The organism is Microbacterium sp. RURRCA19A (genome assembly GCF_900156455.1).
Taxonomy (GTDB): Bacteria; Actinomycetota; Actinomycetes; order Actinomycetales; family Microbacteriaceae; genus Microbacterium.
On sequence record NZ_FTNQ01000003.1, the window covers coordinates 376064 to 391186 of the forward strand.

Consider the following 15123-nt stretch of genomic DNA (forward strand, 5'->3'; position numbering starts at 1 on the left):
CGGCATCCGTTCGCATCTCACCCGCAGGGAGACATCATGACCATGACCGGCATTCCGCCCCTTTCCCCCGACCCCGTCGTTCCGACACCGGCCTACCGCCTCGAGGGGGTGACCCGCACCTACCGTCAACGCGAGCGCACCGTGAAGGCGCTGGACGGCATCGACCTCGAGATCGCCGCGGGCGATTTCGTGACGATCCAGGGCCCCACGGGCGGGGGCAAATCGACGCTGCTGCAGATGCTCGGCGCTCTCGACCGTCCCACCGCCGGGAGCGTGTGCCTCGGCGACCTGGACATCGCCCGGGCGACCAACTCCGAGCTGGGTCGCGTGCGCGCGGCCGAGATCGGGTTCGTCTTCCAGGGCTTCAACCTCATCCCCACGCTGACGGCGGCGGAGAACGTCGACATGGGCCTCGAGCCCCTCGGCCTCGACCGCGACGAACGCCGCCGACGGGTCACGGAGGCACTGGAGCGTGTGGGCCTCGCCGACCGGCACGACCATCGTCCGACCGAGCTCTCCGGGGGGCAGCAGCAACGTGTCGCGATCGCCCGGGCCGTGGCCAAACAGCCCCGCGTGCTGCTTGCGGACGAACCCACGGGGAACCTCGACGAGCACATGCGCGACGAGATCCTCGCCGTCCTCGAGGCGTTGAACGCCGAAGGACTCACGCTCGTCATGGTGACCCACGACTCGGCGGTCGCGCGGCGCGCGCGGCGCCGTCTGCGGCTCGCGAACGGTCGGATCACCGACATCACGCGCGGGTGACCCCGCTGCTGCCGGTGCCGTCAGCGCACCGGCAGCAGCGCCACCGTGAGGCGGACGAGACCCGCCGCGGCGAGGATGCCCGCGTACAGGAGGCGATGATCGGTCCGTCTGAGCCGGGCGTAGATCCGCTCGATCCGTGACGCCGTCGCCGGGAACAGCGACCACGCGCCCGCCACCCCCGCGAAGGAGGCGGCGACGCCGACGAGGAAGAGCGTGCCCGCAGCGGCATCCACCCGGGCGTGGCGCACCGCGACGGTCCCCGCTCCTCTCGCGCGCGGGCGGTTGCCCCGGGGCGGGTGCACACAGCGTATCGGCGGACCCTCCCGCCCGATCCGTTCCCGCCTCCGCTCCGAACAACGGAATGACGGCGGGGCCTCCTGCGTCGTCGACCAGGAAGAGGGATGCCATGACCACCGACACCGCGGCCCGCACCGGCGAGCCGACCAGCGTCCGGCGTCCGCGGGCGTGGTTCTGGGCCGCCCTCGCGGGGCTCGTCTCGGCCGCGTCCCTGCTCGCCGTCGCCGAACTGTTCGCGGTGCTCGTGGCGCGATCCGCGAGCCCCGTGCTCGCGGTCGGCTCGTTCATCGTCGACATCGTGCCCCGCCCGCTGAAGGAGCTCGCGATCACCGTGTTCGGCGAGTCCGACAAGATCGCGCTGCTCGCCGGCGTCGGGCTCGGCGCCGGTGTCGCGGCCGCGATCGCCGGTTTCGTCGAGTACCGGTTCCGCCCGGTCGGCGCGATCCTGCTCGGCGTCGGCGGGGCGCTGGCCACCGCCGCCATCGTCACGCGCGCGGGTGCGACCGCGCTCGCCTGGCTGCCGCCCGTCCTCGGCACCGTGGTCGGCGTCGTGCTCCTCCTCCTGCTGAGCCGTCGTCTGCGACGGTGGTCCGCCGCGGCCTCCGACGGCGACGCGACCGCGGCCGGCGTGGACCGCCGCGGCTTCTTCCTCCTCTCCGGCATCGCCGCCGCGACCGCCGTCGTGGTGGGTGTGGGCGCGCGCGTCGTCAACGCCGCCACCGCGTCGGTCGCCGCCGCTCGCGACGCGCTGCGCCTTCCCGCGGTCCGCAGCACGGTGACCGTGCCCGAGGGTGCGTCGCTCGACGTCCCGGGCCTGTCGCCGATCATCACGCCGAACGCGGACTTCTACCGCGTCGACACCGCCCTCACCGTGCCGAACGTCGACCCGTCCACGTGGCGTCTGAGCATCGAGGGCATGGTCGACAAGCCCATCGAGCTCACCTTCGACGATCTCGTCAACATGGGCCTGGACGAGTACGGCGTGACCCTCACGTGCGTGTCGAACGAGGTCGGCGGAGGCCTCGTCGGCAATGCGATCTGGCAGGGCGTCCCCATCCGCGACGTGCTGCGCATGGCCGCGCCGCAGGGCGACGCCGACATGGTGCTCTCCGAGAGCGTCGACGGGTACACGGCATCCACTCCCCTGTCCGCCCTGACCGACGACGGGTTGGATGCCATCTTCGCGGTGGCCATGAACGGCGAACCGCTGCCGTTCGAGCACGGATTCCCCGTCCGCATGGTCGTGCCGGGCCTGTACGGCTACGTGTCGGCGACCAAGTGGGTGACCAAGCTCACCGTGACCCGCTTCGACGAGATGGAGGCGTACTGGACTCCGCGCGGGTACTCCGCGGAAGCGCCGATCAAGATGTCGTCGCGCGTGGACACCCCCAAGATCGGTACGCCCGTCTCCGCCGGCAAGGTCCCCATCGCCGGAATGGCGTGGGCGCAGCCGATCGGCGTGAAGACCGTCGAGGTGAGCATCGACGACGGCGACTGGCAGCAGGCGACCCTCTCGACGCCCATCAACGACCAGTCGTGGGTGCAGTGGGTCCTCGAGTGGGACGCGCAGCCCGGATCGCACTACATCACCGTCCGCGCGACCGACACGCAGGGCAACGTGCAGATCCAGGAACCCGCCGCGATCGCGCCCAACGGGTCGAGCGGCTGGCAGCGCACCCTTGTCACGGTCCGCTGACGGTACGCGAAACGTCCGGCGGACGACTCGTGTCAAGCGCTGGTCTTCCCTGTGTGGATCGCGGCATGATCGGGGCATGCCTTCAGCAAGCATCCCGCCCCGCATCGGCCGAACCGCATGAGCGTGGCCGAGGACGACACCTCCCCGTTCCGCGCCGCGCCCCCCTCACCCGACGAGGTCAGACCCATCGCTAGCCTGCGCCGCACCCTGCCACCGGACTGGGACGGCCAGGTCGACCAGTTCGCCATCGTCAAGCTCGACGGCGGCGGCATCGTGCGCGGGTGGAACGCCGGAGCCGAACTCATCAAGGGCTACGCGGAGCACGAGATCGTGGGAGAGCATTTCTCGCGCTTCTACCGCGAGGAGGACCGCCGCCGCGGCCTCCCGAACAAGCTCCTCGCCGCCGCGCAGCGCGACGGACACGTGGAGGACATCGGGTGGCGGGTCCGCCAGGACGGTAGCGAGTTCTGGGCGAGCGTGACGATCTCCGCGATCCGCAGCGAATCCGGGCAGGTGCTCGGGTTCGTGAAGATCGTCCGCGACCTCACGAGCGAGAAGCAGTCGGCCGACGAGCAGGCCGCCCTGCAGAGGACGTTCGCGCACGACCTGCTGTCGCCGGTCACTGCGCTTCGCGGCTATCTCGACCTGATGGCCGAGGAGCTCCCCGCCGACCATCGGCTCCTGCGCCTGGCGGGAGAGGCGAGCGACCACCTCGTCGCGATGGCGCAGGCACTCATGTCCGACGCGAACGCGCGCCCCGAGCGCGGGCGTCGCCGCGTCACCCTGGACCTCGTGGCGCGGGGCGCGGTCGCCCTGGTGCTCCCGGGCGACGCCCCTCACCGCATCGCCTATGGACAGATGGATGCCGTCCCGGTCGTGGGCGACGTCCTCGGCCTCCGCCGCGCCGTGGCGAACGTGCTGGAGAACGCCGCGAAGTACTCGGACGACGTCATCGAGGTGCAGGTCTACGAGACCGACGAGGGCGCCACGGTGTCGGTGCGGGACGGGGGTCGTGGCATCCATCCCGACGACCTGCGGACCGTGCTCGACGAAGGAGAACGCGGGAGGCTGGCGGATGCGCGCGACGGGGGCAGTGGGATCGGTCTGGCGAGCGTCCGGCACATCCTGCAGGAGCACAGCGGCACAGTGCGGATCGCGAGCGAGCTGGGCGCAGGGACGACCGTGACCCTCACGATTCCCCGCGCCGAGGACGAGGTCACTCCGAGCGAGTGAGACGCGCTCCGGCCGTCTCGATCTCCGACAGGGCCGCGGCGCTGGAATCGGGGTGCACCCCAGCGACGAGGTCGGTCAGCACCCTCACCGTGCGACCGGCACGGAGAGCGTCGAGTGCGGAGGCGCGCACGCAGTAATCGGTCGCGATACCGACGATGTCGATGTCGCGGATGCCGTGCTCGTCGAGGATGCCGGTCGCGGTGCGACCGTCGTCGGTCACTCCCTCGAACAGCGAGTACGCGGGTCGGCCCTGCCCTTTCTTGAGGTGGTGGGTGACCCGGCGGGTGTCGAACACCTCGTCGTAGTCGGCTCCGTAGGTTCCCCCGACGCAGTGCACGGGCCACGTGTCGACGAAGTCGGGTTCGGCCGAGAAATGGCCGCCGTTGTCGTCGTCGCCGTGGTGCCAGTCGCGCGAGGCGACGACGACCGCGTAGTCGTCGGCGTGCGCATCGAGGTACCGCGAGATGCGTTCGGCGACCGCGTCGCCGCCGACGACGCCGAGGGCGCCGCGTTCGGTGAAATCGTTCTGGACGTCGACGATGAACAGTGCCCGGCTCATGACCCGAGCCTACGCGCGGCCGGAGTGGCGGGAGCCGTCATCCACGTGTGAACAGCAGGACGATCGAGAGGGCGAACGCCACCGCGCCGAGCCCGAGGACACCCACCGCGAGCAGGGAGACGAACCGGACCAGCGGCGACGAGCGCGTCAGCCGCATGCGATGCTGCGACCCGCGGCGCGCGAAGACATCGGCCATGTCGGCGTCGCCGATGCGGGCGTCGTCGTGCGGCGAGAGGGGGGCTTCGTTGACTCCCCCGTTCTCGTCGAACCAGCGGACGACGCGGTGGTCCTCGACGTCTTCGACCACGGCGCGCACGGGGACCCAGGTGCCGTCGGCGACGTAGAGGATCAGGGCCGCCACCGCGAGGAGGATTCCCGCCCCGAGACCGACCCACGTGAAGAGCTCGATGACGACATCGACGACGTTCGACACGGGGGCTCCTGCGGGCGGGGCGATGGTCTCCGCGCCGAGGCGCGACGGTGGAGCTTCAGCCTATCGGGCTGTCGGAACCCGCCCCGTGCCGCCGATCGGGACGGGGGAACACGAAAGGCCCGGGGGGAACCCGGGCCTTTCGGTTTGTGCTGGAGCCGCCTAAGGGAATCGAACCCTTGACCTATTCATTACGAGTGAATCGCTCTGCCGTCTGAGCTAAGGCGGCGCGCGCCGCTGACGCGTGCACGATCATCGATCTTACATGCTCAGCGGGCCACCCGACGAATCGGCGCCCGCTCAGTAGTCGCCGGTGGCGGAGCGGTCGGCGAGGATGTCGCGGCTCGACGACAGACCCAGGCGGGTCGCGCCGGCGGCGATCATGTCTTCGGCGGCGGCGCGGGTGCGGATGCCTCCGGATGCCTTGACCTCGGCACGGTCGCCGACGGTCCGCTTCATGAGCGCGACGGCGTGGACGCTGGCCCCTCCGGCGGGGTGGAAACCGGTGGACGTCTTGACGAAGTCGGCACCCGCGGCGACCGCGGCCTCGCAGACCGCGACGATCGCCTCATCGGAGAGTGCGGCGGCTTCGATGATGACCTTGAGCACGGTCGGTGCGGGGACCGCGGCCCGGACCGCGCGGATCTCGGCCTCCACGACCTCGTAGCGTCCCTCGACGGCGGCGCCGATGTCGATGACCATGTCGATCTCGTCGGCGCCCTGGGCGACCGACAGCGCCGCCTCGGCGGCCTTGACCTCGGCGTGGTGCTTGCCGCTGGGGAACCCGCAGACGACGGCGACCTTGAGCCCCTCGGGCACCTCGACCGGCAGGAACGACGGCGACAGGCAGACGCTGTACGTGCCGAGCTCCGCGGCGTCGGCGATGGTGCGTTCGACGTCGGCGCGGGTCGCTTCGGGCTTGAGCAGCGTGTGGTCGATGTAGGTGGCCAGGTCGGGGGTGGTCATGGTGCTCCTTCGGGCGGGGACGACGACAAGCCTACGTTCCGCGCGCCCGCCGCGCGCTTCGCGATCGCTGCGACGGCGAGCCCGCGACCGATGTGTCGGTCGGCCGACGCGACGGTCAGCCGCAGCGGAGGCCGTTCTCGGGCACCGTGCCGTCGACCAGATAGGCGTCGACCGCGTCGGTCACGCAGGCATTGCCCTTGTTGTAGCCGAGGTGGCCCTCGCCGACGTTGGTGATCAGGACGCCCTGCGCCAGCTGCGACGCGAGGCTCTGCGCCCCCTCGTATGGGGTGGCGGGGTCGCCCGTCGTCCCGACAACGACGATCGGCGGGGAGCCGGGCGCGGTGATCGGTTCGCGGACGCCGGTGGGCGGCGCGGGCCACGTCGCGCACGGGTCGCCGCCTGCTCCGGCCCAGTACGGGGCGATGACGGGGGCCTGGACGTCGAGCTCTTTCTGGAGCGCCGCGAGGTCGGCATCCGTCCCCTCGTCGGGGTAGTCCATGCAGTTGTAGGCGACGAACGCCTCCATGGTGTTGCCGCCGTACGTGTCGCCCATGCGGCCGTTGTAGAAGTCGGCGAGTTGGAACGCGACATCCGCGCGCCCGTTGCTGACGTCGGTCAGTGCCGAACGCAGGTACGGCCAGCTCTCTTCGCTGTACAGCGCCGCGGTGATGGCCGTCATCAGCGAATCGCCGCCGAGCTTCCGACCGTCGGCCGCGGTGATCGGGCGGGCGTCGACGCGGGCCAGGAGGGCGGAGAGATCGGACATCGCGTCGTCGACGCTGCCCGCGAAGGCGCATTCGTTCGTCGCCAGGCAGTCGGCCATGAACGCGCGGAGCGACTGCTCGAAGCCGACGGCCTGCCGCAGCGACGTGTCGGAACCCGAGACGCTGGGGTCGATCCCGCCGTCGAGCACCATGCGTCCGACGCGCTCGGGGAAGAGTCCGGCGTAGGTCGTGCCGAGGAACGTGCCGTACGAGTAGCCGAGATAGTTGAGCTTCGAGTCGCCGAGCACCGCACGGAGCACGTCCATGTCACGCGCGGAGTTCGCGGTGGTGATGTAGGGCAGGATGCCGTCGCTGCGGTCCCGGCAGGCTTTCGTGAAGTCAGCGGCGCGCTGGTCGAGGGCGGCTCGCCGTTCGTCGCTGCCGCGCGCTCCGGGCGGGATGTCGTAGAGGTAGGCGTCGAGCTGCGGCGGGTCGTAGCAGGTGACCGCGGTGGACTCGCCCACTCCGCGCGGGTCGAAGCCGATCACGTCGTAGGCCGCGGTGAGCTTGTCGTCGACGAGGATCGACAGCGCCTGCTTCATCAGCGAGACGCCCGCGGCCCCGGGGCCGCCCGGATTGGTCAGGAGCGAGCCGATCGGCGCGCCCGAGGTCGCGCGGTGGCGCACCACGGCGAGCTGGAGATCACCGACGCTGGGGTCGCTGTAATCGCGCGGGACGGTCACTTTCGTGCAGTCCAGACCCGTGCCGCACTCCTGCCAGTCGAGCGTCTGCCCATAGTACGGGAGCAGTTCCGCGGACACCCCGTCGGTCTGCGGAGCGAGCGATGCCCCACCGCCCGGGGGCAGCGGCGGGATCTGGGCGTAGAGGCATCCGGACAGGGCGACGGCGAGGGCCACGACTCCGGCCACGGCCGTGGCGACGCGTCGGCGGAGGCTCACGGCGCGGATCCGTTCGCGACGGTGATCAGCAGACTCTCGAGGGCGAGCAGCGGGGCCGCGTTCTGCTCGAGGTTGCGGCGGGTGTCGGTGATCCGGTCGAGGACGCCCAGCGTGCGGGCAGGGGTCCACTCGGTGGCGAGGGAGCGCAGATCGTCGATCCTTTCGGCGTTGACGAGATCGCCGTCGCGCCCGTACTGGAGCATGACGACGTCGCGGAAGAGCGACTGGAGGTCGGTGAGCACGCGGTCGATGCCGTCGCGGAGGCTGCGGGTGGCCCGGCGCTTCTGGTCGTCTTCGAGGGCGTTGAGCTGTCCGCGGACGCTCGGCGGGACCGCGGCGCCTTCGGCGACGCCGAGTGTGCGCAGCAGGCTGCGGCGTTCTTCTTCGTCGCGGGTGGCGGTGAGGGCCTTGGCGTCGTCGGTGGCGAGACGCACGATCTGCCCGGCCACCTCGACCGCGTCGCTGATGCCGCGGACGGCGAGCACCGCCGACAGCGTCTCGGCGCGGCGGGCGCGGGCGTCGTCGTCGGTGGCGAGGCGCTGGGCCATGCCGATGTGGCGCTGGGCGTGGCGTGCGGACTCTTCGGCGACGTCGGCGGGGACGCCGGTGCGTTCGACGATGAGCGAGGCCACGTCGGCGACCGATGGTTCGCGCAGGCGCAGGACCCGCACGCGCGAGCGGATCGTGGGGAGCAGGTCGGCGTCGCTGGGCGCGCAGAGCACCCAGACCGTCTGCTCGGGCGGTTCTTCGAGGGCTTTCAGCAGGACGTTGGAGGTGCGCTCGGCCATGCGGTCGGCGTCTTCGACGACGATGACGCGGTGGCGCCCGAGCGACGGGGCGAACGACGCGCGTTCGACGAGGCGGCGGGCTTCGTCGATGCGGATGACGACCTGTTCGGTGCGCAGCGCCGTGAGATCGGGGTGGGTGCGGGCGAGGACCTGGCGTTGGGCGGCGTCGTCGCCGGGGTCGGCGATGAGCGCCGCCGCGAAGGCGTAGGCGAGGGTGGAGCGCCCGGAGCCGGGCGGACCGGTGATCAGCCACGCGTGGGCGAGGGCGGCGGGGTCGGCGGCCGCGGCGCGGAGTGTCTGGACGGCCTCGTCTTGCCCCCATACCGCATCCCACGGGAAGGGCAGGGCGGCGGTCTGCGAGGGGGACTCCACGGCGGCCGACATGGGTTCCACCCTAATCGCGGGCACCGACACCGCCGCTGTCGATCGGCTGGGGGTCGGCAGGGCGTCGATCGGGTGCGCCGGTCACCCGAGTCGGGATGCCACGGCCTCGCGGACGCGTTCGGCGAGCGCGTCGGCGGGTTGCGTGGCATCCAGGACGAGGAAGCGCTCGGGTTCGGCCTCGGCGAGCGTGAGGAAGGCGGAGCGCACGCGTTCGTGGAACTCGGTCTTCTCGGCTTCCAGACGGTCGAAGGGCTTGTCGTCGGCGTCGAGTCGAGCCCGCGCGGACCCGGGGTCGAGGTCGAGCAGGACGGTGAGGTCGGGCAGGAGCCCGCCGGTGGCCCAGAGCGACAGTTCGCGCACGTCGCCGGGGTCGAGGACGCGTCCGGCGCCCTGGTACGCCACGGAGGAGTCGAGGTAGCGGTCCTGGATGACGACGTCGCCGCGCGCGATCGCGGGTTGGACGACGGTCTCGATGTGGTGGGCGCGGTCGGCGGCGTAGAGCAGCGCTTCGGCGCGGGGGGCGATGTGTCCGCGGTGGTGCAGGACGATGTCGCGGATGCGCACGCCGACGTCGGTGCCGCCGGGTTCGCGTGTGCGCACGACTTCGCGCCCCTGGGACCGCAGCCATTCTTCGAGGAGCACGGCCTGGGTGGTCTTGCCGGCGCCGTCGCCGCCTTCGAAGGTGAGGAAGAGGCCGGGTCCCCCGGCCGTCGTCGCGTGGGGGGCGTGCGGCGGCCGGGGGGCGTCGGCGGTCACGACTTCTTCGCCGGGGCCTTGCGCGTGGTCGTCGTCTTCTTCGCCGCGGTGCGCTTGGGCGCGGGGCCCTTGGCGCGCTTGTCGGCGATGAGTTCGACGGCACGCTCGAAGGTGACGGCCATGGCGTCTTCGCCGCGCGGGACCGTGGCATTGGTCTCGCCGTCGGTGACGTACGGTCCGAAGCGGCCGTCCTTGAGCTTGATCGGCTTGCCGCTGACCGGGTCGGCGTCGAATTCCTTGAGGGCGCTCGACGCGCGTCGGGCACCGTATTTGGGCTCGGCGTACTTGGCGAGGGCGTCTTCGAGGGTGATGTCGAAGATCTGGGTCTCGGAGTCGAGGGACCGCGAGTCGGTGCCCTTCTTCAGGTACGGACCGAAGCGGCCGTTCTGCGCGGTGATCTCTTCCCCGGTGGCCGGGTCGGCGCCGACGACGCGCGGGAGCGACAGCAGCTGCAGCGCGGTGTGGAGGTCGATGGTGTCGACCGACATCGAGCGGAAGAGCGATGCCGTGCGGGGCTTGGGCGCGGCCTCTTTCTTCGCGCCGCGCTTCTTCGGCGCTTCGACGACCTCGCCGGTGGCCTGGTCGACCTCTTCCGGCTCCTCCGCCTCGACTTCCTGGACGTACGGACCGAAGCGGCCGTCCTTGACGACGACGAGCTTGCCGTTCTCGGGGTTCTCGCCGAGCACACGGTCGCCGGCGACCGGCGCCTCGATGAGCTCCTGGGCCTTCTCAGCCGTGAGCTCGTCGGGTGCGAGGTCTTCGGGGATGTTGACGATGCGCGGCTTGGCGTCTTCGGGCGCGCCGGGCTCGACGACCTCGAGGTACGGGCCGTACTTGCCGAAGCGGAGCGTGGCGGTGTCGGTGATGCGCGTGGAGTTCAGTTCGCGCGCGTCGATCTCGCCGAGGTTCTCGACGATGTGGCGCAGGCCGACCTGCTTCTCGGAGCCGAAGTAGAACGCCTTGAGCCATTCCGTGCGGCGCTGCTCGCCGCGGGCGATGGCATCCAGGTCGTCTTCGAGGGCCGCGGTGAAGTCGTAGTCGACGAGGTCGGCGAAGTGCTGCTCGAGCAGACGGACGACGCTGAACGCGAGCCAACTGGGAACGAGGGCCTGGCCGCGCTTGGTGACGTAGCCGCGGTCGAGGATGACGCCGATGATGCTGGCGAAGGTCGAGGGGCGACCGATGCCCTTCTCTTCGAGCGCCTTGACGAGGCTGGCTTCGGTGTAGCGCGGCTTCGGCGAGGTGCTGTGGCCCTTGGGCTCGACGTCGCTGATCGCGAGTTCGTCGCCGACGGCGACCACGGGGAGCGACTGGTCGGCGTCGTCGTCGTTGCGCTTCTCGTCGTTGCCCTCTTCGTACGCCTCGAGGAAGCCCTTGAAGGTGTACACGGTGCCCGAGGCGGTGAACTCGGCCTGCTTCTCCCCCGCCTGGACGGCGAGGGTGACCGTTGTGGTCTCGTACTTGGCATCCGACATCTGGCTGGCGACGGTGCGCTTCCAGATCAGGTCGTACAGCTTCTGCTCGTCGCGGTCGAGCGACGAGGCGAGCGACGCGGGCGTGCGGAAGTGCTCGCCCGAGGGACGGATGGCCTCGTGCGCTTCTTGCGCGTTCTTGGACTTGCTCTTGTAGACGCGCGGGTTGGCCGGCACGGCCTTGTCGCCGTAGAGCGCCACCGCCTGCTCGCGCGCGGCCTTCACGGCCTGCGTCGAGAGCGCGGTGGAGTCGGTACGCATATAGGTGATGAAGCCCTTCTCGTAGAGACGCTGCGCGACGCCCATGGCGTGCTTGGCGCTCATCGAGAGCTTGCGTCCGGCTTCCTGCTGGAGCGTGGAGGTGGTGAAGGGAGCGCGGGGGCTGCGGGTGCCGGGCTTGGCCTCGACCTTGGCGACGGTGGCCTTGGCGGCGGCAATGATGTCGGCGGCGAGCGCGCGGGCCTGCGCCTCGTCGAGGACGACGACGGCCTTCTTGAGCTTTCCGTTGTCGTCGTAGTCGCCACCGCGGGCGAGGGGGGCGCCGTCGAGGCGGTTCAGGCGCGTAGTGAACGACGAGCCCGACTTGGATGCCAACGCCTCGACGTCCCAGTAGGTGGCCGAGACGAAGGCCATTCGCTCGCGTTCGCGCTCCACGACCATACGGGTGGCGGCGGACTGGACGCGGCCGGCGCTGAGGGCGGTGCCTTCGCGGCCGGAGCCGACCTTGCGCCACAGCACGGGCGAGACGTCCCAACCGTAGAGGCGGTCGAGGACGCGGCGGGTCTCCTGCGCGTCGACGAGCGACTCGTCGAGGTCGCGGGTGTGGTGGACGGCGTCCTGGATGGCGTCCTTGGTGATCTCGTGGAACACCATGCGACGCACGGGGACCTTGGGCTTGAGGACCTCGCGGAGGTGCCACGCGATGGCCTCGCCTTCGCGGTCACCATCGGTGGCGAGCAGGACTTCGTCGGCCGACTTCAGGGCGCGCTTGAGCTCGGCGACCGTCTTGGTCTTGCGGTCGTTGACGACGTAGTACGGGTCGAAGTCGTTCTCGACGTCGATGGAGTACTTTCCGTACGCCGCCTTCTTGTCGGCCGGGATCTCCTTCTTCGAGGCGAGGTCGCGGATGTGCCCGACCGAGCTGAGCACTTCGTAGCCGTCGCCGAGGTATCCCTGGATCGACTTCATCTTCGTCGGGGACTCGACGATGACGAGCTTCTTGCCGTTTGCCACTGGGGTCCTTTCTTCGTTGCACACCATACACACGCCTTCCTGGTCGGGTTCCGGGAGGTCGTGCGCCGTCGAGACATCGGGTGGTCCTGCGCGGGAGCGTGCACCGAACGGAATCCCACCGTACGCGCTGCCGACGGCGACCGTGGCGACGAGGCCGTCGACATCGCATTCGTCCAGGTTCACGCCGCCGGCATCGGCGACGGCGGCGGCCGCCTCGCAGGGCACCCCGGGGATCGCGCCGCTGACGGTGTCGGCGGCGGCGAGGGCCGCGGCATCCGCGATCCCGGCGAGACGTTGCACCTGCGCGGCGGCGCCCGCCGCGACGGCCAGTCCGAGGGCCGCGGCGGCGACCGCCGCGACCACGCCGACCGCCGATACGCCGCCGGCCATCACCCGCCTCCGTCGAGTGCGCACGACCTGGCAGCGAGCGGGCCGAGGGGAAGAGGCACCGGCGGCGTCGCCGTCACGTCGACGCACACCAGCGCATCCGTGCGGGTGACACCGACCGTCGCCCCGACGCGCGCCACGACGGCGCGTGCGCCGGCGTCGTCTCCACGTCCGAACAAGCGGGCGGACTCCGCGGCGGCGTGCTGCAGCCGCACCCCCGCCGCGCCGGCCGAAAGGGCCCCGAGGCCGAGAGCGAGCACGAGCACGACGGCGGGGAGCACGACGGCGAACTCGGCCGTGACCGCTCCGCGGTCGTCGAGCCCCGTCCTCCTCATTGCACCGTCAGGGCGCGGCGCACGAGGTCGGTGAGGATGCCGCGCACCTCATCGGAACGCATGATCAGAACGAGAAGGCCGGCGAAGGCCACAGCCGCCATCGTGGCGATCGCGTACTCGGCCGTGGCGGCGCCGCGATCGTCGAGGAACAGCAGCGCAGCGCGACGCGACGTGAGCGGCGGCAGCGCAGGAAGAGGGAGCACGGGGCGGGACGGAACGGACATGGGATTCCTTCGTGTCGTGGACGGGTTCAGAGGGGCAGGACGGTGGAGCGGATGACGCCGAGCACGGCCGGCACCACCCCCAGAAGCAGGAAGGCCGGGAGCGTGCAGACGCCGAGGGGAAGAAGGAGTCGAGTCGACAGCCGCGCGGCGGTCTCCCGCCCCTCGGTCCGGGCACGTCGGCGCGCGAGCCAGGCCTCTCCCCGGAGCAGTTCGACCGCGGGCGCCCCGGTTCGGATCGAGAGTTCGAGCGACGCGGCGATCCCCGCGCGAACCGAGGCCGCAGCGGTCGTTCCGCGTTCAGCCGCGGCGAGCGCTTGCGCGCGGTCGACGGACACGCCGGACGACAGGGCGATGGCCACGAGCTCGGCCTCCCACCCCGGGAGATCGATGGAGGGCGCCGAGCGGTCCGCCAGACGGCGCGTCCACACGTGGGAAACTCCGATCAGCAGGAGTCCCGCGAGGACGGCACCGGCGCCCAGGGGCTCGGTGATCACTCGGAGCGGATCGAGCCCGAGAGCGACCCCGATCGGGAGCCCGAGGAGCGGAAGCCAGGTGAGCACGCGCGCGGTGGCGACGGGCTCGGCGAGCGCCACCTCGACGTCGTCGCGGACCTCGCCCGCGTCGCGGAGGGCGGTCACGGCAGAGCGCAGCGTATCCGCGAGGGGTGCGCCGACGGCGATCGCCACGGCCCACGCCGCCGCGATGTCACGCCATGCGTCGCCTCCGGAACGCAGTGCCGCGGCGACGTCACCGCCGTCCTCCGCAACCCGCGCCGCAGCGACGAGCACTGCATCGCCGTCGCGGGCGAGGTGACGCCAGGCAGCCGGTACCGTCACTCCCGCCGACAGGAGGACGGCGAGTCGCATCGCCACGTCAATCGTCGCGACGTCGGCACCGGACCGTGCTCGCGTCCTCATGCGCAGCGGACCTGTTCGACGATCAGCCGGTCACCGTTCAGAACGGGGCGGCCGATCCCGGCGACCTGCCGCCGTCCGCCGCGGCGTTCGACGTGCAAGATCGCATGCAGGGCGCTGACGGCCTGACGCGCCAGGGCGACGGCATCCATTCCGGCGAGCGCTCCGAGGGCTTCGAGCCGCGCGGGCACCTCGGCGAGTCCGCGGGCATGCAGTGTTCCGGCACCGCCGTCGTGCCCGGTGTTGAGTGCGAGGAGGAGCTCTCGGATCTCCGCGCCGCGACATTCCCCCAGCACGAGACGATCCGGTCGCATGCGCAGGGCTTCGCGCACCAGACGGGTCAGCCCGATGCCGCCCGCGCCCTCGAGATTCGACTGTCGCGCCTCGAGGACGACGTGATGGGGGTGGCGAGGCCGGAGTTCGGCGACCTCCTCGATCGTCAGGATCCGCTCGGCGGCGGGGACGCGCGTCAGGAGCGCCGACAGCAGCGTCGTCTTCCCCGCCCCCGTCGCGCCCGAGATCAGAACGTTCGAGCGCTCGTCGACCAGCGCCTCGAGCTGCGTGCGGACTCCCGCGGGGAACATCCCCGTCGCATCGAGAGAATCGAGGTCGGGGGCGTCCCACCGCGGCACACGGATCGAGATCGCCGTCCCGCGCACGGCGACCGGCGCGAGCACCGCGTGCACCCTCACTCCCCGTTCGAGTCGCACGTCGACGCACGGAGATGCGTCGTCGAGGTGACGTCCCCCGAGCGCGATCAGCCGCACGGCGAGCTGCCGCACCTCGGCCTCGGTCGCCCGCCAGGACGGTACGCGCTCGGCCCCTCTTCCCCGGTCGACGAAGAGGCCGTCCTCCCCGTTGACGAACACGTCGCTGACGGCGGGATCGTCGAGGAAAGGACGAAGAAAAGCCAGGGCGGGGTCGGACCATGCGGAGGGCATTTCCGCGAGCGCGGAATGCGCCACGCCGGCGGATTCCGGAACGGGGAGAAGGAGCGGGGAGATCACACCGACGACGGTAG

At 71.3% G+C, this 15123-nt stretch carries 15 protein-coding genes and 1 tRNA gene; 3 read left to right on the forward strand and 13 right to left on the reverse strand.

The window, feature by feature from the left end; genetic code table 11:
* Nucleotides 1-36: 36 nt before the first annotated feature.
* The gene (locus tag BW982_RS14160; protein ID WP_083696714.1) at nt 37-765 is read left to right on the forward strand and encodes an ABC transporter ATP-binding protein; all 729 of its coding nucleotides are present in this window, start codon (nt 37-39) and stop codon (nt 763-765) included.
* A gap of 20 nt (nt 766-785) precedes the next feature.
* Here the strand turns inward: BW982_RS14160 and BW982_RS14165 are convergent, their stop codons facing one another.
* The gene (locus tag BW982_RS14165; protein ID WP_139327470.1) at nt 786-1013 is read right to left on the reverse strand and encodes a hypothetical protein; all 228 of its coding nucleotides are present in this window, start codon (nt 1011-1013) and stop codon (nt 786-788) included.
* A 158-nt stretch (nt 1014-1171) separates the two neighbouring features.
* On the opposite strand from BW982_RS14165, the gene BW982_RS14170 reads away from it, so the two are divergent.
* Both BW982_RS14170 and BW982_RS14175 read left to right on the forward strand, forming a co-directional pair.
* Nucleotides 1172-2758, forward strand: a complete 1587-nt coding sequence (locus tag BW982_RS14170; RefSeq protein ID WP_076494291.1) for a molybdopterin-dependent oxidoreductase — start codon at nt 1172-1174, stop codon at nt 2756-2758.
* Nucleotides 2759-2875: 117 nt separating this feature from the next.
* On the forward strand, nt 2876-3991 hold the full coding sequence (locus tag BW982_RS14175) for a sensor histidine kinase (protein ID WP_083696715.1): 1116 nt from the start codon (nt 2876-2878) through the stop codon (nt 3989-3991).
* Here the strand turns inward: BW982_RS14175 and BW982_RS14180 are convergent.
* From BW982_RS14180 to BW982_RS14235, 12 genes are all read right to left on the reverse strand, one after another.
* On the reverse strand, nt 3975-4550 hold the full coding sequence (locus BW982_RS14180) for an isochorismatase family protein (RefSeq protein WP_076494293.1): 576 nt from the start codon (nt 4548-4550) through the stop codon (nt 3975-3977). The two genes, BW982_RS14175 and BW982_RS14180, sit on opposite strands and share 17 nt — an antisense overlap.
* Before the next feature lie 37 nt (nt 4551-4587).
* Nucleotides 4588-4983 (reverse strand): hypothetical protein, encoded by a 396-nt coding sequence (locus tag BW982_RS14185; RefSeq protein WP_076494294.1) that lies wholly within the window; start codon nt 4981-4983, stop codon nt 4588-4590.
* A gap of 150 nt (nt 4984-5133) precedes the next feature.
* Nucleotides 5134-5209 (reverse strand) — tRNA-Thr (locus BW982_RS14190).
* A gap of 71 nt (nt 5210-5280) precedes the next feature.
* Entirely contained in the window at nt 5281-5946 is a 666-nt protein-coding gene (gene deoC, locus BW982_RS14195) for a deoxyribose-phosphate aldolase (RefSeq protein WP_076494296.1), read from the reverse strand.
* 115 nt (nt 5947-6061) lie between these two features.
* On the reverse strand, nt 6062-7609 hold the full coding sequence (locus BW982_RS14200) for an alpha/beta hydrolase (protein ID WP_254845604.1): 1548 nt from the start codon (nt 7607-7609) through the stop codon (nt 6062-6064).
* Nucleotides 7606-8781, reverse strand: a complete 1176-nt coding sequence (locus BW982_RS14205; protein WP_076494298.1) for a DNA polymerase III subunit delta' — start codon at nt 8779-8781, stop codon at nt 7606-7608. Before BW982_RS14205 ends, BW982_RS14200 begins: the two co-directional genes overlap by 4 nt.
* A gap of 81 nt (nt 8782-8862) precedes the next feature.
* Entirely contained in the window at nt 8863-9537 is a 675-nt protein-coding gene (gene tmk / locus BW982_RS14210) for a dTMP kinase (RefSeq protein ID WP_076494299.1), read from the reverse strand.
* The gene (gene topA, locus BW982_RS14215; protein WP_076494387.1) at nt 9534-12242 is read right to left on the reverse strand and encodes a type I DNA topoisomerase; all 2709 of its coding nucleotides are present in this window, start codon (nt 12240-12242) and stop codon (nt 9534-9536) included. The genes tmk and topA overlap by 4 nt, the downstream gene beginning before the upstream one ends.
* A 389-nt stretch (nt 12243-12631) precedes the next feature.
* Nucleotides 12632-12964 carry a TadE family type IV pilus minor pilin gene (locus BW982_RS14220; RefSeq protein ID WP_076494301.1) on the reverse strand — a complete coding sequence of 111 codons (333 nt, stop codon included), beginning with the start codon at nt 12962-12964 and terminating at the stop codon, nt 12632-12634.
* Complete coding sequence (locus BW982_RS14225) at nt 12961-13188, reverse strand: DUF4244 domain-containing protein (RefSeq protein WP_076494302.1); 228 nt, start codon at nt 13186-13188, stop codon at nt 12961-12963. Before BW982_RS14225 ends, BW982_RS14220 begins: the two co-directional genes overlap by 4 nt.
* 26 nt (nt 13189-13214) lie before the next feature.
* Nucleotides 13215-14054: a type II secretion system F family protein gene (locus tag BW982_RS14230; protein ID WP_254845612.1), complete on the reverse strand. Its 840-nt coding sequence runs from the start codon at nt 14052-14054 to the stop codon at nt 13215-13217.
* Nucleotides 14055-14101: 47 nt separating this feature from the next.
* Nucleotides 14102-15043, reverse strand: coding sequence for a TadA family conjugal transfer-associated ATPase (locus BW982_RS14235; protein ID WP_076494388.1), 942 nt, complete (start codon nt 15041-15043; stop codon nt 14102-14104).
* Between the last annotated feature and the right edge of the window lie 80 nt (nt 15044-15123).